At 64.4% G+C, this 22280-nt stretch carries 23 protein-coding genes; 12 read left to right on the top strand and 11 right to left on the bottom strand.

What is annotated here, in order from left to right; all coding sequences use genetic code 11:
* From GM658_RS20855 to GM658_RS20820, 8 genes are all read left to right on the top strand, one after another.
* The gene (locus tag GM658_RS20855; protein WP_308612985.1) at positions 1 to 1008 is read left to right on the top strand and encodes an arabinan endo-1,5-alpha-L-arabinosidase; all 1008 of its coding nucleotides are present in this window, start codon (positions 1 to 3) and stop codon (positions 1006 to 1008) included.
* Positions 1009 to 1016: 8 nt separating this feature from the next.
* Positions 1017 to 3407 (top strand): glycoside hydrolase family 127 protein, encoded by a 2391-nt coding sequence (locus GM658_RS20850; protein ID WP_229416996.1) that lies wholly within the window; start codon positions 1017 to 1019, stop codon positions 3405 to 3407.
* A 91-nt stretch (positions 3408 to 3498) separates the two neighbouring features.
* Positions 3499 to 4461, top strand: coding sequence for an ABC transporter substrate-binding protein (locus GM658_RS20845; RefSeq protein ID WP_155455982.1), 963 nt, complete (start codon positions 3499 to 3501; stop codon positions 4459 to 4461).
* Positions 4461 to 5999 carry a sugar ABC transporter ATP-binding protein gene (locus GM658_RS20840; protein ID WP_155455981.1) on the top strand — a complete coding sequence of 513 codons (1539 nt, stop codon included), beginning with the start codon at positions 4461 to 4463 and terminating at the stop codon, positions 5997 to 5999. The genes GM658_RS20845 and GM658_RS20840 overlap by 1 nt, the downstream gene beginning before the upstream one ends.
* Positions 5996 to 7018, top strand: a complete 1023-nt coding sequence (locus GM658_RS20835) for an ABC transporter permease (protein ID WP_155455980.1) — start codon at positions 5996 to 5998, stop codon at positions 7016 to 7018. Before GM658_RS20840 ends, GM658_RS20835 begins: the two co-directional genes overlap by 4 nt.
* A complete protein-coding gene (gene yjfF / locus GM658_RS20830) occupies positions 7015 to 7968 on the top strand; it encodes a galactofuranose ABC transporter, permease protein YjfF (RefSeq protein ID WP_155455979.1) in 954 nt (317 codons plus the stop codon). Before GM658_RS20835 ends, yjfF begins: the two co-directional genes overlap by 4 nt.
* Positions 7969 to 7979: 11 nt before the next feature.
* On the top strand, positions 7980 to 8936 hold the full coding sequence (locus GM658_RS20825) for a glycoside hydrolase family 43 protein (protein ID WP_155455978.1): 957 nt from the start codon (positions 7980 to 7982) through the stop codon (positions 8934 to 8936).
* 44 nt (positions 8937 to 8980) lie between these two features.
* Entirely contained in the window at positions 8981 to 9922 is a 942-nt protein-coding gene (locus tag GM658_RS20820; protein ID WP_155456018.1) for a LysR family transcriptional regulator, read from the top strand.
* Here the strand turns inward: GM658_RS20820 and GM658_RS20815 are convergent, their stop codons facing one another.
* The gene (locus tag GM658_RS20815; RefSeq protein WP_155455977.1) at positions 9923 to 10798 is read right to left on the bottom strand and encodes an SMP-30/gluconolactonase/LRE family protein; all 876 of its coding nucleotides are present in this window, start codon (positions 10796 to 10798) and stop codon (positions 9923 to 9925) included. It abuts the gene before it with no gap.
* A 120-nt stretch (positions 10799 to 10918) separates the two neighbouring features.
* Positions 10919 to 12139 (bottom strand): multidrug efflux MFS transporter MdtH, encoded by a 1221-nt coding sequence (mdtH, locus tag GM658_RS20810; RefSeq protein WP_211841905.1) that lies wholly within the window; start codon positions 12137 to 12139, stop codon positions 10919 to 10921.
* Between the two features lie 85 nt (positions 12140 to 12224).
* On the opposite strand from mdtH, the gene GM658_RS20805 reads away from it, so the two are divergent.
* A complete protein-coding gene (locus GM658_RS20805; RefSeq protein WP_155455976.1) occupies positions 12225 to 13109 on the top strand; it encodes a LysR family transcriptional regulator in 885 nt (294 codons plus the stop codon).
* On the opposite strand, the gene GM658_RS20800 is transcribed toward GM658_RS20805, so the two are convergent.
* On the bottom strand, positions 13098 to 13289 hold the full coding sequence (locus tag GM658_RS20800; protein WP_155455975.1) for a hypothetical protein: 192 nt from the start codon (positions 13287 to 13289) through the stop codon (positions 13098 to 13100). The two genes, GM658_RS20805 and GM658_RS20800, sit on opposite strands and share 12 nt — an antisense overlap.
* 46 nt (positions 13290 to 13335) lie before the next feature.
* A complete protein-coding gene (locus tag GM658_RS20795; protein ID WP_155455974.1) occupies positions 13336 to 14127 on the bottom strand; it encodes an alpha/beta fold hydrolase in 792 nt (263 codons plus the stop codon).
* A 325-nt stretch (positions 14128 to 14452) separates the two neighbouring features.
* Between GM658_RS20795 and GM658_RS20790 the strand changes: the two genes are divergently transcribed.
* The gene (locus tag GM658_RS20790) at positions 14453 to 14740 is read left to right on the top strand and encodes a hypothetical protein (protein WP_170298902.1); all 288 of its coding nucleotides are present in this window, start codon (positions 14453 to 14455) and stop codon (positions 14738 to 14740) included.
* Between the two features lie 4 nt (positions 14741 to 14744).
* On the opposite strand, the gene GM658_RS20785 is transcribed toward GM658_RS20790, so the two are convergent.
* Together GM658_RS20785 and gluQRS are read right to left on the bottom strand one after the other, a co-directional pair.
* Positions 14745 to 15050, bottom strand: a complete 306-nt coding sequence (locus GM658_RS20785) for a DUF4124 domain-containing protein (protein WP_155455972.1) — start codon at positions 15048 to 15050, stop codon at positions 14745 to 14747.
* 47 nt (positions 15051 to 15097) lie between these two features.
* Complete coding sequence (gene gluQRS / locus GM658_RS20780; RefSeq protein ID WP_155455971.1) at positions 15098 to 16015, bottom strand: tRNA glutamyl-Q(34) synthetase GluQRS; 918 nt, start codon at positions 16013 to 16015, stop codon at positions 15098 to 15100.
* Positions 16016 to 16133: 118 nt separating this feature from the next.
* Here gluQRS and GM658_RS20775 point away from each other — a divergent pair, with 118 nt between their 5' ends.
* Complete coding sequence (locus tag GM658_RS20775; protein WP_155455970.1) at positions 16134 to 17762, top strand: M28 family peptidase; 1629 nt, start codon at positions 16134 to 16136, stop codon at positions 17760 to 17762.
* An 81-nt stretch (positions 17763 to 17843) separates the two neighbouring features.
* Here GM658_RS20775 and GM658_RS20770 read toward each other — a convergent pair whose 3' ends face one another.
* Positions 17844 to 18590: an FCD domain-containing protein gene (locus GM658_RS20770; RefSeq protein ID WP_155455969.1), complete on the bottom strand. Its 747-nt coding sequence runs from the start codon at positions 18588 to 18590 to the stop codon at positions 17844 to 17846.
* 70 nt (positions 18591 to 18660) lie between these two features.
* Here GM658_RS20770 and GM658_RS20765 point away from each other — a divergent pair, with 70 nt between their 5' ends.
* Positions 18661 to 19467 (top strand): DUF4019 domain-containing protein, encoded by an 807-nt coding sequence (locus tag GM658_RS20765; RefSeq protein ID WP_155455968.1) that lies wholly within the window; start codon positions 18661 to 18663, stop codon positions 19465 to 19467.
* A 1-nt stretch (position 19468) separates the two neighbouring features.
* Here the strand turns inward: GM658_RS20765 and GM658_RS20760 are convergent, their stop codons facing one another.
* Genes GM658_RS20760 through GM658_RS20745 form a run of 4 tightly spaced genes read right to left on the bottom strand, consistent with a single transcriptional unit; the run spans position 19469 to position 22276 of the window.
* A complete protein-coding gene (locus tag GM658_RS20760; RefSeq protein ID WP_155455967.1) occupies positions 19469 to 20077 on the bottom strand; it encodes an SRPBCC family protein in 609 nt (202 codons plus the stop codon).
* Positions 20074 to 20778, bottom strand: a complete 705-nt coding sequence (locus GM658_RS20755; protein ID WP_155455966.1) for a cyclic di-GMP-binding domain-containing protein, MshE-related — start codon at positions 20776 to 20778, stop codon at positions 20074 to 20076. The genes GM658_RS20760 and GM658_RS20755 overlap by 4 nt, the downstream gene beginning before the upstream one ends.
* Entirely contained in the window at positions 20765 to 21727 is a 963-nt protein-coding gene (locus GM658_RS20750; protein ID WP_155455965.1) for an AraC family transcriptional regulator, read from the bottom strand. The genes GM658_RS20755 and GM658_RS20750 overlap by 14 nt, the downstream gene beginning before the upstream one ends.
* A gap of 15 nt (positions 21728 to 21742) precedes the next feature.
* Positions 21743 to 22276, bottom strand: a complete 534-nt coding sequence (locus GM658_RS20745) for a DUF2059 domain-containing protein (protein ID WP_155455964.1) — start codon at positions 22274 to 22276, stop codon at positions 21743 to 21745.
* Positions 22277 to 22280 lie beyond the last annotated feature (4 nt).

Here is a 22280-nt window from a genome sequence, read left to right as displayed (position 1 = left end):
ATGATGATCAAGTGGATATTCGGCGCCGGCATGCTGCTGGCACAGGCGGCGGCGCTCGCTGGCCAGGTGAGCGTGCACGATCCGGTGATGGCGAAGCAGGGCGATACCTATTACCTGTATTCGACGGGGCCGGGCATCACCTTCTACAGCTCGAAGGATATGGTCAACTGGCGGGCGGAAGGCCGGATATTCAGCGGCCATCCCGCCGCGGCGGCCAAGGCGGCGCCTGGATTTGACGACCACGTCTGGGCGCCCGATATCCAGCGCCACAACGGCAAGTACCTGCTGTATTACTCCGTTTCCGCGTTCGGCAAGAATACGTCGGCCATTGGCGTGACGGTGAACAAGACGCTTGATCCGCGCTCTCCTGACTACAAGTGGGAGGACCAGGGCATTGTCGTGCAGTCGGTGCCTGGCCGCGATATCTGGAATGCGATCGATTCCAATGTCGTGGAAGACGAGGAAGGAACGGGTTGGATGGCATTTGGTTCATTCTGGGGCGGCATCAAGATGGTGAAGCTGGACCAGACGTGGACCCGTCCGGCGGAGCCGCAAGTCTGGCGCACCATCGCCGCACGTGAACGGCCGGCCTTTACCAAGGACGAGAATGGCGGTCCGGCGGAGATTGAAGCGCCTTTCATCTTCCACAAGAACGGCTGGTATTACCTGTTTGCTTCCTGGGGCCTGTGCTGCCAGAAGGAGCGCAGCACTTACCACGTTGTCGTCGGACGTTCGCGCTCTGCCACAGGTCCATATCTCGACAAGGAGGGCAAGGATATGGCGCTGGGCGGCGGTTCGCTGGTAGTGCGGGGCAACGCTGCGTGGAAGGCGCTTGGCCACAACAGCGCCTACACCTTCGACGGCAAGGACGTGATGGTGCTGCACGCCTACGAAACCGCCGACAAATACCTGCAAAAGCTGAAGGTCCTGAACATGAAGTGGGATAGCGCGGGCTGGCCTGTGGTCGATCCTGCGGAGCTGGACCGCTACCAAAGCGTTCAGCAATGACGGCCGCCATGCGACCGTTGGGGGCTGGCGCGGCCGCGCGCGCAATGCGCGTGGCGGCAGCCTTTGTGCTGCTCGGCGCTGGTGCCGTTGGGAGCGCGCTCGCGCCGACAGCGGCGCTGGCGGCCGAACTCTTTCCCCTTAGCGATGTCCGTTTGCTGCCAAGTCCGTTCCTGGAGGCACAGGACACTGACCTGCGCTACCTGCTTGCCCTCGATGGCGACCGCCTGCTCGCGCCGTTCCGCCGCGAAGCCGGGCTGCCGCTGCCGAAACCGTCGTACGGCAACTGGGAGTCAAGCGGCCTGGATGGCCACATGGGCGGCCACTACCTTTCCGCCCTGTCCCTGATGTGGGCAGCTACCGGCGACAGCCTGGTGCGCGAGCGCCTCGACTATTTTGTGCGGGAGCTGAAAAAGACGCAGGGACGAGATGGCTACCTTGGCGGTATCCCTGGCGGCCGCGAGGCGTGGAGCGACATCGCCAACGGCAAACTGCATGCCGACAACTTCTCGGTCAACGGCAAATGGGTTCCCTGGTACAACCTGCACAAGATCGCCGCCGGACTACGCGACGCCTGGCGTTACGCCGGCAACGAAGACGCGCGGCAAATGCTGTTGAAGTTCGCCGGCTGGACCGTCAATATGACGGGCGCCCTGAGCGACGAACAAATGCAATCCATGCTGCGCGCCGAGCATGGCGGGATGAACGAGGTGCTGGCGGACGCCTACCAGTTGACGGGCGACCCGCGCTATATGGCGGCGGCCAAGCATTTCTCGCATCAGGCCATCCTGCAGCCGCTGGCGGCGGGCCGCGACGAACTCACCGGCCTGCACGCCAATACCCAGATTCCGAAAGTGATCGGATTTGAACGCATCGCCGAGCTGACAGGCGAGCAGCAATGGCACAACGCTGCAGCTTTCTTCTGGCGCACGGTACATGATCACCGGACCGTGGCCATCGGCGGCAACAGCGTCAAGGAGCACTTCCACGACGACAAGGACTTCTCGTCAATGAGCAGCGAGGTTGAAGGTCCGGAGACCTGCAACACCTACAATATGCTCAAGCTCACGGAGATGCTGTACCGCCGCGACCCTGATGCGGCATACGGTGACTACTACGAGCGTGCACTCTACAACCACATTCTCTCGTCGCAGCGGCCGGAAAGTGGCGGCTTTGTCTATTTCACGCCAATGCGCCCCAACCACTACCGCGTTTACTCGGGAGTCGATAAGGCCATGTGGTGCTGCGTTGGCTCCGGCATCGAAAGCCAGGCCAAGTACGGCGAGTTCATTTACGCCCACGACGGCAATGCGCTGCTGGTCAACCTGTTCATCCCATCGCGCCTTGAATGGCGGGAGAAAGGTGTCGTGCTGACCCAGTCGAGCCGCTTCCCGGACCAGGCCAGTACACGGCTCACCGTGGATGCCGGCGGCAAGTTCACGCTCAAGATCCGTTATCCCGGCTGGGTGGCGCGCGGAGCGTTGACGGTGCGCGTCAATGGCAAGCCGGTGCCGGTGCGCGCAGCACCGGGCGGGTATGTGGAACTGGCGCGCCAGTGGCGCAAGGGCGACACGGTCGACGTGCGCCTCCCGATGCGTACCACGCTTGAGCAGATGCCCGACAAGTCGAATTACTATGCCGTCCTGCACGGGCCGATTGTGCTGGCCGCGAAGACGTCGCCATTCCCAGGCGAGCAGCTGCAGTTCTTCGCCGACGATTCCCGCATGGGCCATATCGCGCAGGGACCGGTGTGCCCGCAGGAAGCGGCACCGGTATTCGTCAGCGACAGCAAGGATTTCCTCGGCAAGTTCAAGGCGGTGCCGGGTGAGCCGCTGACATTTACCGCGCCGGGGCTGGTCCAGGGGCAGGGCGCAGGAACGCTGCGCTTCATTCCGTTCTTCCGCCTGCACGACTCGCGCTACATGATCTACTGGCAGCAAACGACGTCCGCCGGCCTGGCGGACATGAAGGCAAAGGCCAAGGCCGAAGAATCGGCGCGCCTGGAGCTGGACGCCCGCACCATCGACCAGGTTGCGCCGGGCGAGCAGCAGCCCGAGTCGGATCACTTCTTCAAGGGCGAGGGGGCGGATGCAGGCCTGAATGGTACCCGGCGCTGGCGCCATGCCAGCAGTTGGTTCAGTTATGAGTTCAAAGACCGCGAGGGCCGCGCCCGCATCCTGCAACTGATGCTGGCGTCGGGCGATGCTGGCCGGGTATTCGATGTGCTGTTGAATGGCCGGCTGCTGCAGACCGTGACGATCGAACGAAAGGGCGAGGCATTCTATTCGCTCGAGCTGCCCGTGCCGGCCGATGCGGCGCGCGAAGGCAAACTGGAAGTGAAGTTCGTCGCGCACCCCGGTTCGATTGCTGGCGGCCTGTATGGCCTGCGCCTGTTGCGATAACAAAATCGATATGGTTCCTGCAAAAAAATGAATTAGATCGGCATGGCGGATTCTCCTAATATTGACTTACTACAAAATTCTGGAGACCGGCATGACTGTCACCCGCAGGACTATTCTCGGCGGCGCGTTCGCCTTAGCTGTTGCTGCATCCGGCAGCTCGTTTGCGGCCAAGCCGCTGGTGATGGGCTTTTCGCAGGTTGGCGCGGAAAGCGAATGGCGCAGCGCTAACACCGCTTCCATCAAGGACGCCGCGAAGCAGGCCGGCATCACCCTCAAATTCGCCGACGCGCAGCAAAAGCAGGAGAACCAGGTCAAAGCGATCCGCTCCTTCATCGCCCAGCGAGTGGACGTGATCGCGTTCTCGCCCGTGGTGGAAACGGGCTGGGAGACCGTACTGCGTGAAGCCAAGGCGGCGAAGATTCCCGTTATCCTGACGGACCGCGCGGTCAATGTGGCCGACAAATCGCTGTACGTGACCCTGATCGGCTCCGACTTCGTGGAAGAAGGCCGCCGCGCCGGCCGGTGGCTGGCCGATTACGCGGCCAAGTCGAACAAGCCGGTGTTGAACGTGGTTGAACTGCAGGGCACCGTCGGTTCGGCCCCGGCGCTTGACCGCAAGGCTGGTTTCGAGGAAGCGATCAAAGGCAACCCTAAGCTGAAGATGCTGCGCACCCAGACCGGCGAATTCACCCGCGCCAAGGGCAAGGAGGTGATGGAAGCCTTCCTGAAAGCCCATGGCAAGGATATCAACGTGCTGTATGCCCACAACGACGATATGGCGATTGGCGCCATCCAGGCGATCGAGGAAGCGGGCCTGAAGCCCGGCAAGGACATCATCATCGTTTCCATCGACGGCGTGAAGGGCGCCTTCCAGGCCATGGTCGCCGGCAAGCTGAACGTGTCGGTTGAATGCAGCCCCCTGCTTGGCCCGCAGCTGATGAAGGCGGCGCAGGACGTGGTCGCGGGCAAGCCGGTACCGCCGCGCATCGTCACCGAAGAACGCGTGTTCCCGGCGGAGGTGGCGGCCAAGGAACTCCCTAACCGGAAATACTGATGGCTAACACAGTGGCTCCGGTGCTGGAACTGTCCGGCATCCATAAGGAGTTTCCCGGTGTGAAGGCGCTCAGCGAGGCCGGGTTGCGGCTCTATCCCGGTGAAGTGCATACGCTGATGGGGCAGAACGGCGCGGGGAAATCGACCTTGATCAAGGTGCTGACTGGGGTGCATGCACCGGACCGGGGAAGCATCGTGATGGAGGGGGGCGAGATCCGGCCCGGCTCGACGCAAGAGGCGCAGGACCTTGGCATTTCCACCGTCTACCAGGAAGTGAACCTGTGTCCGAACTTGTCGGTCGCGGAGAATATTTTTATCGGCCGCTACCCGCGCAAGTGGGGACTGGTGGACTGGGGCGCCATGCGCACGCGGGCTGCGGCATTGCTGCGCGACCTGGAAATTGATATCGACGTGACGGCCCCGCTGTCGCGCTATCCGCTGGCAATCCAGCAGATGGTGGCTATTTCGCGGGCCTTGAATATTTCGGCGCGCGTGCTGGTGCTCGACGAGCCGACGTCCAGCCTCGATGAGGCGGAAGTGCAGTTGCTGTTCCGCGTGCTGCGCCGCTTGCGCGAGCAGGGGATGGCGATCCTGTTCGTTACCCATTTCCTCGACCAGACCTATGCCATTTCCGACCGCATTACGGTCATGCGGAATGGCGAGCGGGAAGGGGAGTACGCTGCTGCCGATCTTTCGCGCCTGGCGCTGGTGAACAAGATGATCGGCAAGCCGGCGGATGCGGAAGATGGCGGGCCTGCTGCTGCCGCCGAGCGGCAGGAAGCGCGGAGCGACGCCGGCGACGCTGCGCCTGTAGTGCTGGCCACCCGAGGACTGGGACGCAAAGGTGTCCTGCAGCCGGTAGACATGCAGGTGCGCGCCGGCGAAGTACTTGGCCTGGCTGGTCTGCTGGGCGCCGGGCGTACCGAATTGGCACGCTTGCTGTTCGGCGCCGACCGCGCCGACAAGGGCGATATCGTGATTGGCGATAAAGCGTTCGGCGCCTTTGCCAACCCGCGCCAGGCGATTGCCGCAGGCATCGGCTTCTGCTCGGAAGACCGCAAGCTGGAGGGCGCGGTGCTGTCGCTGTCGGTACGCGAAAACCTGGTTCTGGCCTTGCAGGCGCGCCAGGGCATGCTGCGCGCGATACCGATGCAACGACAGCGCGAGCTGGCGGAAGAATATGTCAAGGCGCTGGGCATCCGTACTGCCAGCATCGAAACGCCGATCGGCACGCTGTCGGGCGGCAACCAGCAGAAGGTATTGCTGGCGCGCTGGCTGGCCACCGGTCCGCGCTTGATGATACTGGACGAACCAACGCGCGGCATCGATGTGCGCGCCAAGCAGGAAATCATGGATTACGTTACTACGCTGTGCAAGCGCGGCATGTCGCTGCTGTTCATCTCGTCCGAGCTGCCGGAAGTCTTGCGCTGCAGTGACCGCATGATTGTGATGCGCGACCGCGCCGCCTGCGGCGAATACCGCCGCGGCGACCTGGACGAGACCACGGTGCTGCACGCCATTGCAGGGGAGACGGCATGACGCACTCCACCACCTCCGCTGCGCCGGCCGCCATCGCCGCCGCGCCAACTGCGGCGGCGCCGCGGCTCGGCGCACGGCTTGCCGCGCACCCCTTGGCGCGTCCGCTCGGTGCGCTGATCGTACTGCTGTTGATTAACCTGTTCGCGGTCCCCGGCTTCTTCCATCTGGAGGTGAAAGGCGGTCACCTGTACGGCGCCATGGTCGACATCCTGAACCGCGCCGCCCCGCTGATGCTGGCCGCCACCGGCATGACCGTCGTCATTGCCATGCGCGGCATCGACATCTCGGTCGGCGCCGTGGTGGCGCTGGCGGCGGCAGTCGCCTGCACCATGGCCGCCGCCGACCAGCCGCTTTGGTTCGCCTTCGCCGCCGCACTGGGCGCCGCCCTGCTGTGCGGCGTATGGAACGGCCTTCTGGTGGCCAGCCTTGGCCTGCAGCCAATCGTCGCCACCCTGGTGCTGATGGTGGCAGGACGCGGCCTGGCGCAGCTGGTGACCGACGGCCAGATCATCACCGTCTACCGCGACGACTTCTTTGTCCTTGGCAGCGGCTACCTGCTTGGCCTGCCGGTTGCGCTGTACGTGGCGCTGGCCGTGGTGGCCACCGTAGCCGTCGCAATGCGCAAGACCGCCCTCGGCCTGTTCACGCAAGCAGTCGGCATCAACCCGGTCGCCGCAAGGCTGGCCGGCATCCGCGCCGGCGCGCTGGTGTTTGCCAGCTACGCTTTCTGCGCCGTCTGCGCCGGACTGGCAGGCCTGATCATCAGCTCCAACATCAAGAGCGCGGATGCCAACAACGCCGGCCTGCTGCTGGAACTGGACGCGATCCTCGCCGTTACGCTCGGCGGCACTTCGCTGGCCGGCGGCAAATTCAACCTGGCTGGAAGCGTGATCGGCGCCCTGATCATCCAGACCCTCACCTATACCGTCTATTCGCTTGGCGTGCCGCCGGAAGTCAACCTCGTCGTCAAGTCGCTGGTGGTGTTCGCGGTCTGCCTGTCGCAAAGGAGCAAGGCATGACCCGCGCCCCGTATTTCACTTCCCTTGTCACAGTCGGCCTGCTGCTGGTACTGCTGGTGGCCGGCGGAGCCGCCTATCCCGGCTTCCTGTCGCTGCAGGTGATGCTGAACCTGTTGATCGATAATGCCTTCCTGCTGGTGATTGCCATCGGCATGAGCTTCGTCATCCTGTCGGGCGGCATCGACTTGTCGGTGGGCTCCGTGCTCGCCCTCAGCACGATGGTGGCGGCCTGGCTGCTGCATGCAGCGCACTGGCCGCCAGCCGCCGTGATGGCCGCCGTGCTGGTGATGGGCGCCGTATTCGGCGCCGGCATGGGCGCCCTGATCCACTTCTTCCGCCTGCAACCGTTCATCGTTACCCTGGGCGGCATGTTCCTGGCGCGCGGCCTGTGCTACCTGATCAGCGTGAATTCGATCCCGATCGAAGACCCGGCCTTTGTCGCCATTTCGCAGGCGCAGATCAGCATCTTCGACGGCTTTGTCTCACCCGGCGTGCTGGTGGCCCTCGCCCTGCTGGCGGTAGCGATGGCGGTGGCGCACCTTACCCCATTCGGCCGCGCCGTGTATGCGGTCGGCGGCAACGAGCAATCGGCGCAGATGATGGGGCTTCCCGTCGGCGCCACCAAGGTCGCCGTGTACGCCATCAGCGGCGGCTGCGCGTCCCTGGCCGGCCTGCTGTTCGCGTTCTACATGCTGTCCGGGTACGGGCAGCACGCTCAGGGCACCGAACTCGATGCCATCGCCGCGGTGGTGATTGGTGGCACGCTGCTGACGGGCGGCTATGGCTATGTGGCGGGCGCGCTCACCGGCGTACTGGTGCTCGGCGCCATCCAGACCCTGATCGTCTTCGACGGCACGCTCAGTTCGTGGTGGACCAAGATTGTCATCGGCGTGCTGCTGTTCGCCTTCTGCGCCCTGCAACGCCTGCTGGCCTGGAAACAGAAAAACTAAAAGGAGACTCCATGTTCAAGAAAGCAGCCGTCGCATCGGCACTGGCTACGCTGACTACGCTGGCCCAGGCGGGCAATCCGATCGTCAAGGACATTTTCACTGCCGACCCGGCCGCCCTGGTCGACGGCAACCGCGTCTACCTTTATGTCGGCCATGACGAGGCGCCGAAAGATGGCAAGGACTACGTCATGCGCGAGTGGCGCGTGCTCTCATCCTGCGACATGAAGAACTGGACCGACCAGGGTTCGCCGCTGAACGTGAAGGCCTTCAAATGGGCCAAGGCCGACGCCTGGGCCGCCGACGTCACCAAGCGCTACGGCAAATACTATTTCTACGCGCCCGTCGAACATGATGCGAGCAAGCCTGGCAAGGCGATTGGCGTCGCCGTGTCGGACAAGCCGAGCGGCCCCTTCGTCGATGCGCGCGGCAGCGCCCTGGTCAGCAACGACATGACCAGGGAGACCGACATCCCCTGGGATGACATCGACCCAGCGGTTTTCATCGACAAGGATGGCCAGGCCTACCTGTACTGGGGCAACCGCGTGCTGAAATATGCCAGGCTGAAGCCAAACATGATCGAGCTCGATGGCCCGATCCACACTGTCGGCATCGACAACTTCACCGAGGCGGCCTACCTGCACCGCCACGACAAGACCTACTACCTGAGCTACTCGCGCAACTTCCCGGAGGAGACGGCCTACGCCACCGGACCAAGCGCCACCGGCCCCTGGACCTTCCGCGGCAAGATCATGGACATGAACAAGGTAGTCAAGACCATCCACCAGGCGATCATCGACTTCAACGGCAAGTCCTACATCTTCTACCACAACGACAAGCTGCCGACCGGCGGCGAATTCCGCCGCTCCGTCGCAGTGGAAGAACTGCACTACAACCCGGACGGCACGATCGCCTTTATCCCGCAAACGGCGGAAGGCCCGGCCGCCAATCCTTCGGCGGGCTGCAAATGAAGCGCGACTTATTGGTGGATAACGGCGGTGGTATCATGCCCCGCATGACTACCCCGAATCCCAACTGGTTCCTGAAGGCGAGGTTAAAAACCCGCCAACTGCTGCTGATGATCGCGCTGGATGAGCACCGCAACATCCACCGTGCAGCCGAAGAATTGCACATGACGCAGCCTGCCGCATCCAAGCAGCTCAAGGACCTGGAGGACATGCTCGATGTGAAGCTGTTCGAGCGCCTGCCGCGCGGCATGGAGCCGACTTTGTACGGTGAAACCATGATCCGCCACGCCCGCATGGCCCTCACCAGCCTGGCCCTGGCGCATGACGACATCGTGACGCTGAAAGCCGGCCTGTCCGGCCAGGTGGAAGTCGGCGTCATCATGACGCCCGCCATGAACCTGCTGCCCAACGCCATCACCCGCGTCAAGAAGGAAGCGCCGCTGCTGCGCATCGGCGTACAGGTGGAGGCCAGCAACGTGCTGATGGAACTCCTGCAGCGCGGCACGCTGGACTTCATGATCGGCCGCATCCTGGAAAAGGAGAGCACGGCGGGCCTGGTCTACGAAGAATTGACGGAAGAACCGGCATGCGCCGTGGTGCGCACCGGCCACCCGCTGCTGGCGCGCGACAAGCTGCAATTGAAGGATATCGCCAACCGCCCGTGGATCCTGCCGCCGCAGGGCAGCATCCTGCGCCATCGCTGCGACATGATGTTCCGCCGCGCAGGGCTGGAACCGCCGGTCGACGTGGTGGATACGACTTCCCAGCTGCTGATTACGGCGCTGCTGCAAAAAACCGATGCCCTGCACGTGATGCCGGTGGAAGTGGCGCGCTACTACGAAGAGTTGAACGTGCTTTCGATCCTGCCGCTGGAGCTGCCGTTCCGCATGGACGCATTCGGCATCATCACCAAGGCAGACCACCTGATGTCGCCGGGCGCCAACCTGCTGTTGCAGGCCGTGCGCAGCGCGGCGAAAGAGCTGTACTGATCAGCCGAAAGCGTTGGCCGGCAGGCCCGGCACGTCGATGCGGGCGCGGAACACTGCGCCAGCCAGGGGCTCCTGGGCCAGCTGCTCCGCCGACAAGCCTTCGCGCGCAGTGGTGATGTACAGGGTGCGCAGGTCCTCGCCGCCGAACGCCAGCGAAGCGGGATGCGATGTCGGCAGCGGCACTTCCGCCAGCAGTTCGCCGGAAGGGCTGAAACGGCAAACGCGCTTGCCACCCCAGGTGGCAACCCAGATGCAGCCTTCGCTGTCGGCCTGCATGCCATCGGGCGAACCGCCGGTGTAGCGGCGCCATACTTCGCGCGTGCCCAGGCTGCCATCCGCGGACAGCGGATAACAGTAGGTCACGTCGTGGAAGCTGTCCGAGTGATAAAGCACGCTGCCATCCGGCGCGAAAGTCGGGCCATTGCAGATATGGTAACCCTCGTCCGCGACCTGCAGCTGCAGGCCAGCGTCGAGGCGGAACAGTTTGCCCACGGCCTTCTGGTAATCGGTATTGTGCATGGAGCCGAACCACAGGCGGCCGGCAGGGTCGACCTTGGCGTCGTTCAGGCGCTGGCCGGCAGCGCTATCGACCACGCGCATGACCGGCTCGGTGCGCAGCTCCGGCTCCAGCCACAGGCGCACGACGCTGTCGTGCAATCCTGCCATGAATCCATCGCCATCGCGGCGCGGCACCAGCCAGCAGATATATTCCGGCAGCAGCCAGCTGCGGTGCTCATGGGCAGAAGCATCCCAGGCGTGCACGATGCAACGCTTGAGGTCAACGAACAGCAGGCGGTCTTGCGCCGGCAGGTAGAGCGGGCCTTCGCCCAGTTCTGCGGCGAGCGGCAGGACGCATTCGGCATGGTAGGTCTTCATCCCAGCATTTTATGCCGTGTAGCCCAACAGTTGCGATGCATTTTTTCAGATCTGCTATAACGATTTTTGCATGGGTGACGATTGGTGAGAATGTTTCACAATTTCGCGAACTACAATGAATTACCCAACCAAAGTGTTTAGCCCGCTGCTGATGGCGGGCTCTTTTTTTTCCGCCATTCCGTGCGCCAGAACGGCCAGGGTCAGCATGCCGATAGCCCCCAGCATCAGCCAGGGCAGGGCGGGCATGCCCAGGCCGCGGCCCAGGTCCAGCAGCCAGCCGCCTGCCGTGTAGCCCGAGAGACCGCCGACCGCCAGGCCGATCCTGCTCAGGCCCATGTAGCTGGCGCGCGCCGACGGCTGTGCGTAGCGCGAGACCAGCGATTCGCGCGCCGGCTCGGCGACCAGCGAGCCGCTGTAGAACACTGCGATGCAGGTGAACATGGCCGGCAGCGAGTGTGCAGCCGCCATTGCCAGCACGGCGCAGGACATGATGCCGATCCCGCCCAGCAGGCGCGCTTCCAGCGTCAGGTAACGCTCGCCCAGCCGCGCCACCGGATACAGCAAAGTGAGCGCGAGTGCCGCATCCATCGCGTACATCCAGGCCGCGGTACGCGGCGTGCCGGAAAGCTTGGTCAACGTAACGGGCACCAGCATCATCAGCTGCACCGTCATGATGTAGTAGCCGCTCAAGGTCAGGACCAGGCGCATGTAGGCTTTGTCGCGCAAGGGAATGCGCATGGCCGCGAAGGCGGACGTGCCGGGCGTGGCGACACGGTAGGCCGGCATCAGCCAGGCGTTGGCCAGCGCGGCCAGCACGAACAGGGCGCAGCCGCCCAGGCCCACCAGCCGGAAGTCGACGCCGAGCAGCATGGTGCCGAGCAGGGCGCCCGTCACGGCGGACACGCTTTCCTGCATCATCAGCAGGGAATAGAAGCGCGGCCGCTCCGCAGGGCGCGTCAGCTTCACCGCCAAGGCGCCGCGCGCCGGTTCGAACAGGCTGCCGCCCAGCCCGGACATCACGCAGGACAGCAGCAGCCATGCCGGGCTGGCGGCGAAGCCCATCAGGCCAAAGCCGGCGGCGCGCAGCAGCATGCCGCCCACGATCAGGGGCTTGGTGCCGAAGCGGTCCGATAGCGAGCCGCCGAACAGCGCCATGCCCTGCTGCGCCATCTGGCGTGCGCCAAGCGCCAGGCCGACAGCGGCGGCGGCCCAACCCAATTGCCCGACGAAATGCAGGCCGATGCCGGGAAACACCAGGTAGAAGCCGCCCACCACCAGCACGTGGTCGACCATCAAGAACCGTTTGCCCAGCCGCCTTGCGTTTTCTGCACCCGACATCATTCCTCCCATTCGATGCAGACATCTTAGGGATGACTGAGACATAATAGAAGCCGTTATCTCATCATATTTCGTATTGGATTTGCTTATGTCACTGAGCTTCGATGACCTGGCCCTGCTGCTGGAAATCGTGGAGTGCGGCAGTTTCAGCCAGGCCGCGGCGCGGCGCCGCTGGTCGCAGCCGCAGGTGAGCCAGCGCGTGGCGGCGCTGGAGGAGCAACTGAACGTGCAGCTGTTCGCACGGCACCGGCGCGGCGCCACGCCGACGCCGGCCTGCCTGACTTTTTTGCCGGCGGCGCAGCAGGCCCTGTCCGCGCTCGAGGCGGGGCGGCAGGCGGTGCAAGGCGCGCCGGCGCTGCCGCAGGTGGCCCTGTCCTGCGTGCCTTCGCTGGCGGCGCTGCTGTTCGGACCCATCCTGCTCAAGCTGGCCGACGCGCCGCTGGAAATCCGCTGCAGCACCGATCACTCGCCCGTTATCATGGAAAAGCTGCTGACCGGACGTGTGCAACTGGGCCTGGTGCTGAAGTGTCCCGCCATCGCCGGCGTCCACCTGGAGCGCCTGTCTGTATCGCCCATCGTGGCCGTGGTGCGGCGCGGCCACCCGCTGACCAGGCGCGGCCCGCTGCAACTGGCCGACGTGGCCAATGCGCGGCTGGCGCCCCAATATTGGGGGGAGGATTGCGATGAGTTGATCCGGATGATCCGCGTCCACCGCCGCAGCGACAGCCCGATCCACGCCATCCAGCCTTCAGCGGCCTCCATCCTGCTGGCGCAGGAGCACGGCTTCCTGACCTTCATGCCGGAGATGGCGGCGGCGCGCCAGCTCAAGCTGGGCAACCTGGTAAAACTGGTGATCAGGGATTTGCCTCGCTGGGAATGGGAGGCAATGGTGGCCTGGCGCAGCGGCAAGCGGCCCGATGCCGCCAAGCTGCGCGTGCTGCAGGCCGTGCGCGAGTTGAACTTAATGCAGTGAGGGGCTGGAACTGTGGCGGCGGCGCTGCTCGGGGTAGGCCAGCACGCGCAGGATAACGCTGCGCGGAACCTGGTTGCTTTGCATATAAATCCAGGCGTTGGCCGCGCCCATTTGCGCCAGCAGCTCAATGCCCTTGTCCACCTGGACCGCCAACTGCTGGTTGTATCGCGTATCGCTCATGATGCCGCCCCCCGGATTGTTATCCGGACATTATCGAACAATACATTCAGGCGATCAAGCGCTGGTTTTCCAGGAAGCCAAGCAGCACTTCATTGACGGCCGCGGCGTGCGTGATCGGCGCCATATGGCCGCCGGCGGTCAGGGTGAACCGCGCCTGCGGCAGCGCGGCGGCCAGGGTGTCGGCCACGCGGCGGGTGGAGGCGGGGCCCTTGGCGCCGGCCATCACCAGCGCCGGCATGTCCAGCAGTGCCATGTCGGCGGGGCGGGCCGGCTCGCCGAGCAAGGCTACAAAGTCCAGCTTGACCTTGGCGATGCCGTTGGTGAAGCGGTGGCGCTGTACTTCCGGCAGGGCGTCGAAGGCGCCGTCGCGGTTCCAATAATCGATGAAGGTACGGGTGGCGTCTTCCGCCGTCGATGCGGCATTGATGCGCGCCACGACGGCTTCGATTTCCTGGCGGCCTGCGTCAGCCGCCGGCAGCAGGTGGAAGGCGACCGGTTCGAAGACCGACAAGGACAGCACGCGCTCGCGCATCTGGCGCGCCAGGCGCAGGGCGGTGGCGCCGCCATAGGAGTGGCCGACCAGGTGGAATTGCTCGCCAGCGTCCAGGTGGGAGGCCAGGGCGGCAGCTACGGCGTCGGCTTCATGCGCCAGCGTGTAGCCGGCGGCAGCGGCCTCGGTCGGGAAGGCGGACTTGCCGTAGCCCAACAGATCAATGGCGATGAAACGGAAATTGGCCTCTTGCTCGGCCATCAGGGTGGCCCACTGGCTGCGCGAGCTGAGCGAACTGTGCAGTAAAACAACGGCGGGGCGAGGGTCTGTCTTGGTGTGCGTCGTCATCTTGAAAACCGGTTATCCAAAAGATAAGCCCGCTATTATAACCCGCGTGCTGCCATGGATCAGCTATGAGACTGCTACCCGGACTGCTACTGGCCGTGTATTGCAGCCTGGCTGTCACCCGGTTCGCTTCAACCGCTACATGTCGAAATTCCTTACAGAAATCCCCACATTCCGCGACGCACGATTGAGTTCCCCTTGACATAAAGGCGTGGCACAGAACCTGCTTTGTTACTTTTAGTGACGATGGGAGGCCAAAGTGATCATGGAACGCTCTGCTTTGCCCGCGCTTTTATTCACCTTATTGCTCGGGTTACTCATGCAAGGGATGCTTGCGGAACTGCACTTTGCTACCGCCCGCTCCGAATGGGTGTACCGCACCCTCTACCTGCTGGCATTGCTGTTGAATATGCTGGCCGTGCGCCGCCTGAATCCGGCCACCATCGGCGCGGCCATCCTGCCGCTGGCGCCGATCGTGATGGCGGTGGCGATAACTTACTTTTCCGTCAGTGATCCGGAAGCCCCGGCCCTGGTGACACTGCTGTTCCTGCCCATCGTGCATGGGGCGGCGGCCGGCTGCATGCTCTTGCTGCCGCTGGAGGATAGCGAAGCGTAGCGCTTCAACGTGCGCTGGCGACCTTCTCGCGCAACGCGAGTGCCTGGCGCGCCAGGCGCAGGGTTTCGACATCGATTTTAGGCTGCAAGGTCACCGGCGGTTTGCTGGCCCAGCGGCTGCGCCCCTGCTCCGAAGGCGGCAGTACGAAATGCTCCTTTTCCAGAACGGGGCGCGCCGCCACCGCCAAAGTTTCACAAGGGCGGTCGGTCAGCATCACGACGCCCTGGGTGTCGATGCAGCGGTACAGGCTGTCGTCGGCGGCCGCCGGCAGCGCCGTCGCGCACAAGGCAGAGATAATCAGGAGCCGCATGGCCCACCTCCTTTCGCATGATGCAGGCAGTGTGCGGCCAGCACCAATCAGGGTCTGTGCGGCGACTCACCGTGGGCGCGCAGCACCGCATCCCAGGCTGGCACGGCGGCGCGCCAGAAGGCGTCGATCGTCTCGGCCTGTATCGCCAGGCCGAGCAAGCGCGCAGCCGGCAACAGGGCGCTGCCGAGCAGGCTTTCGGCCGGGGCGCCGGTATCGAACGCTTGTGCGCCCGTTTGCTTGGACAGCTTCTCGCCGTCGGCATTGACCACCACCGGCACGTGCAGGTAGCGCGGCTGCGGCAAGCCAAGCAGCTGCTGCAGGAATATCTGGCGCGGCGTGGAGTCCAGCAGGTCGGCGCCGCGCACGATGTCGGTGATGCCTTGCGCACCATCGTCCACCACCACCGCCAGCTGGTAGGCCCAGAAACCGTCAGCCCGGCGTATCACGAAATCACCCACTTCGGCCGTGATGTCCTGGCTTATGTCGCCGGCAAAGCGGTCGTGGAAGCGGATGATGCAATGCGGCTGCTGCGGCGTGCGCAGGCGCAGGGCACGCGCCGTGCGGCCGGGCGCCAGGCCCTGGCGGCAAGTGCCGGGATAGACCAGGTTCGGCTGGCCAGCCTGGCCCAGGCGCAGCTGGGAGTCGGCAATTTCCCTGCGCGAACAGGCGCAAGGGTAGATGTTTTCGCCAAGCTGGCGCAGCGCCGCTTCATACAAATCCTGTCGCTGCAGCTGCCACGTTACGTCGCCATCCCATTGCATGCCGCAGCGCTGCAGCGATGAGAGGATGTGCTGGTCGGCGCCGGCCACGTTGCGGTCGCGGTCCACGTCCTCCACCCGCACCAGCCACGTCCCGCCGTGGACCTTGGCGTCGAGATAGCTGGCCATGGCGGCCACCAGCGAGCCAAGGTGCAGTGGTCCGGTCGGGGAGGGCGCAAAACGGCCGATGTAAGGATGCAGTTTCATACGGGCCGTAGCATACCACCGCGCATGCTGCGCTGCAGCTTGGCGGATGCGGCAAATCCGCTAGAATGCCCCGCGCGGCCAAGGCGCCGCCACCATCGACCAAACACACCGCGATCTCATGAAAAAAACCATTTTTGCAGTCTCCGTGGCGCTGGCGTTTGCCCCCGCTTATGCAGCGGGCGCCAAGACCGGCAAGGCAGTGCAGCCCATCGTGCAGGAAGCGCCGCTGCGCGCACACCTGGCCTTCCTCTCCAGCGACCTGCTGGAAGGGCGCGGCACCGGCCAGCGCGGCGGCGACCTGACCGTCTCCTACCTGGAAAACCAGGCCATGGCGGTCGGCCTGAAGGCGGGCAACGGCAACACCTACCGTCAGCTGGTGAAGATTGCCGGCGTCAAGACTGATGCGGCGGCATCGAGCCTGCGCATGGAGGTGAACGGCGTCGCGCTGCCGGCCAGCTTCGGCAAGGATTGGGTGTATGCACCGGGCGATGCACAGGCCGACCACAGCTTCAATGCCGGCCTGGTATTCGTCGGCTATGGCATCACGGCGCCGGAAGAGGGCTGGGACGATTACAAAGGCCAGGACATGAAGGGCAAGGTCATCGTCATGATGGTCAACGACCCGATGCCGACGGCCGAAGCGCCGAACCGCTTCGGCGGCAAGGCCCTGACCTACTATGGCCGCTGGACGTACAAATTCGAGGAAGCCAAGCGCCGTGGCGCGGCCGGCGCACTGCTGATCCACACCGATGCTTCCGCTTCTTATGGCTACAGCGTCGTGCAGAACAGCTGGGACGGCGTGGAACGCTTCCAGCTGGCGCAAGGCACGCCCGGCACCGCGCTGCAGGGCTGGCTGACCAACGACACCGCCGCGGCGCTGTTCAAGGCCGCCGGGCTGGACCTGGACCAGCTGCGCGCAGCGGCCGAACGCAAGGACTTCCAGCCGGTGGCGCTGAAGGCCAAGCTGGCGGGCGAGATGAAGGCCGTGGTGCGCAATGTCGAGCAGTTCAATGTGGCGGGCGTGGTGCCGGGCACCGATCCGAAGCTGAAGGATGAAGTGGTGATCTACACGGCGCACTGGGATCACCTGGGCATGCAAAACTCGGGCGGCGAGGCCAAGGCCGATACGATCTATAACGGTGCGGTTGACAATGCCTCCGGCAGCGCCGCCTTGCTGGCCATGGCGCAGGAGGCGGTGAAGGCGCCGGCCAAGCGCAGCCAGATGTTCCTTTGGGTGGCGGCGGAAGAGCAGGGCCTGCTCGGCAGCGCAGCGTATGCGGAGGCGCCATTGTGGCCGCTGGCCAAGACTGCGGCCAACCTGAACCTGGATTCGCTGAACTGGATCGGCGTGACGCGCGATATCGGCACCGCCGGCAGCGAGCGTACCGACCTGGGCAAGATGGCGGAAGCGGCGGCCAAGGGCATGAAGATGGTGATCGCGCCGGAGAAACCGGATTTGTCGGGCGGTTACTTCCGTTCGGATCATTTCTCGTTCGCGAAGGCGGGCGTGCCGGCGTTCTCGATTACCTCGGGCGGGGATTATCTTGGGGATAAGGAGAAGGCCGAGCAGATGCGGGCGTCTTACCGCAAGAAGTACCACCAGGTGAGCGACGAATATGACCCGGACTGGTCGATGGCGGGGATGACGCAGATGGCGCAGTTTGCCTTGAACCTGGGGCGGATTGTTGCGGATGCGCCGAAGATGCCGGCTTGGCGCGCTGGTGATCCGTTCGGCAAAAACCGGTAAACCGGTGTCGGAGCCACAGGGTCTGACACCGATCGGCGACCGCCGCATGCCAGTGTCTGGCCCTGCGGGCCGGACACTGGTTTACCGGTTTTCCAGACGCCGCACAGCCGCAGTCCTCCGCTCCTCATTCTTCAAATTCTCCCGCATGGTCATCTGCACAAACTCCAGGTGCTGATTGGCCGCACTGCGCGCCAGTTCCATCCTGCGCTCACGCACCGCATCCCAGATCGCCCGGTGCTGCGCCTGCAGCTGCGCCCACAGCTCCGGCCGCGCATTGAGGTATTCCAGGTTCCCCTGCACATGGCCCTCCATCACCTTGTGCAAGCTCGAGCTCAAATGCCCGATCATCACATTGTGCGAAGCCTCCGCAATCGCCTGGTGAAAGTCGACGTCGGTCTTGATGCACATCGCCAGGTCCTGCGCCGCAAAAGCGCGCTCCAGCGCTTCATGGCATTGGCGGATCCGTTCGAAATCTTCCTCTGTCCCCCGTTCGGCCGCCAGTTGCGCCGCCTGGCCTTCCAGCATATGGCGGAACTCTAGCATATCGCCATGAATGTCGGGATGATCCTTGAGCATCTGCTGCCACGGATCCGTGAACGCCGCCTGCATGGAATCGGTCACGAAAGTACCGCCGCCATGGCGCGTAATCAGCAAGCCCTTGGCCGCCAGCGACTGCAAGGCGCCGCGCAGCGAAGGCCGCGACACGCCCAGTTCCACCGCCAGTTCGCGTTCGGACGGCAGCCGGTCGCCCGCCTTCAGCGAGCCTTCGAGGATACGGTTTTCCAGTTCAGTGGCGACGACGTCGGACAGGCGTTGGGTGGATGGCATGACGACAAGTGGATTGGTGGTCTGACCAGGGATCCTAGCACTTCATTGAATCTTGGTCTATATTTCAACAATGCTTAATTTCCTGATACTGGCCGCCGCCGCCACGAACACCTTCGATTACCCCTCCGCCGAGGCCGCGCTGGCGTCGTTGAAGGCGCGCGGCGATGTGACGCTTGCCGAAGAAAACGGCTGGACCATCGCCGACGACAAGGCAAACCGTACACTCTGGTCGTTCACGCAGCCCGGCCATCCGGCGCATCCCGCCGCGGTGCGGCGAACCGTGGTCCTGGAAAACGGCCGGCCCGCAATCACGATGAATGCACTGTGCCACGCCTCGCGGCAGGTTTGCGACAATATGCTGGAAGAATTCCGCCGCATGAACACAGCGCTGCAGCAATCGCTGACCCCGGCAAGCCAGGCTGGCGCGGCGCCAGCCTGGCAGCCGACCAGCACGCAGAAGGCGCGCATCGAAGAATTGAGCAAGGCCTACTTCGCCGACAAGGATGCGGCCCGCTATCGCCAGGCCTGGCAACGCATGGGGCCAGGCCTGCAAAAGCAATGGACTTATGATGAATGGCGCGACGCCAGCGCAGACAGCACGGCGCGCGCAGGCGCCATGCAACAGCGCGAATTGAAGAAGGTGACGATCTACCGCAGCTCGCAAAGCGGCACGCCTGGCACCTATGCGGCGGTGGACTTCACCGGCCGTTTCGCCAACGCCGACACTTACTGCGCCTATCTGGTGTGGACCGAACAAGCCGACGGCAGTTTCCTGCTGCTGCGTGAAGAAGAGAACTTCATCTACAACGCCACCAATGCGCGCCTGACGCAGGAGCAGCGCGACAAGATGCGCAGCGTGTTCCGCTGCGCCGAGTAGCCTATTTGGCGGCTTGCGTACGCAAGGCTTCCAGCGTGCGCGGGAGGCTGCGCTTGCTCATCATCTCGACGATCCAGCCGAAGCCATACGGCACAGGGCCTGGATCGGCGTAGACGTGGTATTCCACCAGCGTTTTCCCATTGTCGCCCGGAGCTGGCGTGAATTGCCAGTAGCCGGTGGTGTCGGCGATCGTATCGCCTGCCGCCAGTCCCGTCGGGACCAGGCGCCAGCTCAGGCGGCACTGCGAAGGGTCGGGCTGCTGCGGCTCCAGGCGCAGGCGGTACCTCTTTTCCTGGCCTAAGGGCAGGTCGAGCGTCATGTCGACCAGCACAAAGCCATCGCCGGCGCCAACCGGCAGGGCGCTCTTCGTGTTCGGCATGTAGGAGGAATAGGAGGGGTAGTCCTGCACCATGGCGCACAGCCGCGGCACGGACGCATCAACCAGGGTCCAGGCCGTGAAGGCCTTGCCGGGCAGGCCGGGGCTGGGCGTTTCCAGCACCTGCACGGCGCCGCTGGCAAGTGTCGCAGAATCGGGCGTTTGCGAGCCCGCCATGGCGGTTGAAAATGCCAGAGAGGGCGCCAGGGCCATCAAGCGGACGGCGCGCCTCATTTCTTGAGCGCCAGTGAGATGACCGTGCCGCTCAGGTCGATGCCGCGCATGGAGATGCTGCCGAACGACGGTCCGCCCGGCCCGGCGCCATGCACGCGGATGTTGTTGAAATTGATTTCGCCAATCGTGGTGGGCAGGTTGAGCGACAGCGAGCCGTCGGGATTGACGGTGGACGTAGCGCGGTTCGCCGCGTATACCACGTTATGCATGCTGACATCCGCATCGAGCACGCCCAGTACCGGGTTGACCAGCTTTGCCAGGTCGCCGTTCACTTCCACGCCGTTCTGCTTCAGCCGCTCGCGCACCTGGTGCACCAGGTCCTCATCGAGGCCTTGCGCCGACACTGCATCGAGTTCGCCCTCGGCCAGCGGCGCCATGGACCCTTCGCGCGGCAGGACTGCGGCGGGCGCTGTGATGGCCGCTGGCGCCGCCGCCAGCGTCTCGGCGGCATAAGCCTCGAGCGGCGCGAAGATCGCCCCCAGCAAGGCCGCCGCCATGCGCACGCGGCGCTGCTTGCGCAGGATGTCCTGCACATGCTGCTGCGTCACCAGGTTCCACTCGGCGAAAATCTCGCCCAGGCGCTGGCCGGTCTGGCGCTGGTGCTCGATGGCGCTGCGCAGCTGTTCTTCGGTGACCAGCTTGTGCTTGACCAGCAGCTGGCCGAACAGCTGCGCCGGATGTTCGGGTCTATACCATGCCATGTTTTTCTCCATGATTTGCGAGGTCGGAAGGCGTCATGCCGAACCAGCGCTTGCAGGCCCGGTAAAACGCGCTCGGCTCGGAAAAGCCCAGTTGGAAGCTGAGCATTTTCAAGGACAGGTCGCCAGCTTCGAGCGACTGCCGCGCCAGGGCGCGCCTGGTGTCGTCCACCACGCTGGAAAAGCTGGTGCCTTCTTCCGCCAGGCGGCGCTGCAAGGTGCGCTCGCTCATGGCCAGCAGGTCGGCCACGGTGTCGCGGTGCGGCGGTCCTTTCGGCAGCAGCGAGGCGAGGATTTCCTGCACCCGCGCCGTGAAGGCCGGCGGATGCGCTTCCGCCAGCTGCGCCAGCAGCTGCTTGCCGCCGTCCGCCTGCGGCATGCCGCCATTGGGCAGCGCCGCCACCATGTCGGAATCGGAAAACTCCATCACGTTATGCGGACGGTTGAAATGCACTGGGCAGCCGAAGGTGTTTTCAAAGAAGGCTGCATTGGCCGGCTCCGGGAACGCATATTCCACCACCACCGGCACCGCGTCGTCGCGGCCGGAAGCGCAGCGCAGGGTGCGCAGCAGCACGCACCAGACGAAGTCGTAACGCTGGCGCGGCACGACCCGGTGCATGCCAGGCAGCAGGATGCCCACGCGCGAGTGGCCGTGGCAGCGCTCGATCGTGCATTGCACGGTGGGCGAAAGCAGCATGATGTGTCCCATCACGCCCAGCCAGCCCAGGCGGTGCGGGGTGGAGACCTTGAGCCCGATCAGCGGATCGCCCGAATGTTCCACCACCAGCTCCCACAGGTGGCTAAGCTTGTCCGACAGCGTCAGCGCATCGCACGCCAGTCCGTCGCCTTCGTTCAGGCCGGCCTGCTCGAACAGCGCTTCCGCCTCGACGCCGGAATGGGTGAGGCGCGATTTCACTCCGCGCACCAAGTGGAGAGCTGAAGAATAGCTCATGGCCTGTGCTCCCGCTCAGGGCGTCACCGCACTACGCAGGCGCATGCCGATGCGCTCCTGCAGTTCCTTGAGCTTCGGATCCATCGTGGCGCGGGTATCAGCCGCCACGCCTTCGCCCAGCTTCTTCTGCAGCTCCGGCACCATGGCTTCGAATTTTTTCTTCACCGGCGACTCGAGGATGGCAATGATCTGGCGCAGCTCGTCTTCCGTAAAGCGTTCCGCCAGCATCGGGGCGACCGTGGTACCGACAACCTTTTGCGCGCTGGCATGCGCCGCCGGCCGGTTTTCATCCATGAACTGGCGAGCGTCGCTGAGGATGTCCTTCATCGCCGCATCGCGTTTTTCCGGCACTGCGCGCCCTTGCAGCACGACACGCGCCTGTTGTACCGCATCGCCCACCGGCTGCTGCAGCATCGATTCGCCGATGGTTTCCGGATGCCACAGCTGCAGCACGCGGTTGACCAACTCCTGTTTGGCCGCTGGAACCTGTGCCGCCTGGACTGAGCTCCCGATGGCCAGGGCGGCGATCATTGTCGCGAGTTTTTTCATCTCA

Source organism: Massilia eburnea (assembly GCF_009720745.1).
Taxonomy (GTDB): Bacteria; Pseudomonadota; Gammaproteobacteria; order Burkholderiales; family Burkholderiaceae_D; genus Rugamonas; species Rugamonas eburnea.
This window is presented reverse-complemented; position numbering and strand designations above follow the sequence as displayed.

Bases quoted from the DNA above. Each gene is read 5' to 3' on its own strand.
- GM658_RS20805 (WP_155455976.1), top strand. From the start codon at position 12,225: ATGTCACTGAGCTTCGATGACCTGGCCCTGCTGCTGGAAATCGTGGAG.
- GM658_RS20840 (WP_155455981.1), top strand. From the start codon at position 4,461: ATGGCTAACACAGTGGCTCCGGTGCTGGAACTGTCCGGCATCCATAAG.
- GM658_RS20845 (WP_155455982.1), top strand. From the start codon at position 3,499: ATGACTGTCACCCGCAGGACTATTCTCGGCGGCGCGTTCGCCTTAGCT.
- GM658_RS20785 (WP_155455972.1), bottom strand. From the start codon at position 15,050: ATGCGGCTCCTGATTATCTCTGCCTTGTGCGCGACGGCGCTGCCGGCG.
- GM658_RS20815 (WP_155455977.1), bottom strand. From the start codon at position 10,798: ATGAAGACCTACCATGCCGAATGCGTCCTGCCGCTCGCCGCAGAACTG.
- GM658_RS20800 (WP_155455975.1), bottom strand. From the start codon at position 13,289: ATGAGCGATACGCGATACAACCAGCAGTTGGCGGTCCAGGTGGACAAG.
- GM658_RS20855 (WP_308612985.1), top strand. From the start codon at position 1: ATGATGATCAAGTGGATATTCGGCGCCGGCATGCTGCTGGCACAGGCG.
- GM658_RS20745 (WP_155455964.1), bottom strand. From the start codon at position 22,276: ATGAAAAAACTCGCGACAATGATCGCCGCCCTGGCCATCGGGAGCTCA.
- GM658_RS20775 (WP_155455970.1), top strand. From the start codon at position 16,134: ATGAAAAAAACCATTTTTGCAGTCTCCGTGGCGCTGGCGTTTGCCCCC.
- GM658_RS20820 (WP_155456018.1), top strand. From the start codon at position 8,981: ATGACTACCCCGAATCCCAACTGGTTCCTGAAGGCGAGGTTAAAAACC.
- yjfF (WP_155455979.1), top strand. From the start codon at position 7,015: ATGACCCGCGCCCCGTATTTCACTTCCCTTGTCACAGTCGGCCTGCTG.
- GM658_RS20850 (WP_229416996.1), top strand. From the start codon at position 1,017: ATGCGACCGTTGGGGGCTGGCGCGGCCGCGCGCGCAATGCGCGTGGCG.
- gluQRS (WP_155455971.1), bottom strand. From the start codon at position 16,015: ATGAAACTGCATCCTTACATCGGCCGTTTTGCGCCCTCCCCGACCGGA.
- GM658_RS20825 (WP_155455978.1), top strand. From the start codon at position 7,980: ATGTTCAAGAAAGCAGCCGTCGCATCGGCACTGGCTACGCTGACTACG.
- mdtH (WP_211841905.1), bottom strand. From the start codon at position 12,139: ATGATGTCGGGTGCAGAAAACGCAAGGCGGCTGGGCAAACGGTTCTTG.
- GM658_RS20755 (WP_155455966.1), bottom strand. From the start codon at position 20,778: ATGGCATGGTATAGACCCGAACATCCGGCGCAGCTGTTCGGCCAGCTG.
- GM658_RS20795 (WP_155455974.1), bottom strand. From the start codon at position 14,127: ATGACGACGCACACCAAGACAGACCCTCGCCCCGCCGTTGTTTTACTG.
- GM658_RS20750 (WP_155455965.1), bottom strand. From the start codon at position 21,727: ATGAGCTATTCTTCAGCTCTCCACTTGGTGCGCGGAGTGAAATCGCGC.
- GM658_RS20770 (WP_155455969.1), bottom strand. From the start codon at position 18,590: ATGCCATCCACCCAACGCCTGTCCGACGTCGTCGCCACTGAACTGGAA.
- GM658_RS20765 (WP_155455968.1), top strand. From the start codon at position 18,661: ATGCTTAATTTCCTGATACTGGCCGCCGCCGCCACGAACACCTTCGAT.
- GM658_RS20760 (WP_155455967.1), bottom strand. From the start codon at position 20,077: ATGAGGCGCGCCGTCCGCTTGATGGCCCTGGCGCCCTCTCTGGCATTT.
- GM658_RS20835 (WP_155455980.1), top strand. From the start codon at position 5,996: ATGACGCACTCCACCACCTCCGCTGCGCCGGCCGCCATCGCCGCCGCG.
- GM658_RS20790 (WP_170298902.1), top strand. From the start codon at position 14,453: ATGCTTGCGGAACTGCACTTTGCTACCGCCCGCTCCGAATGGGTGTAC.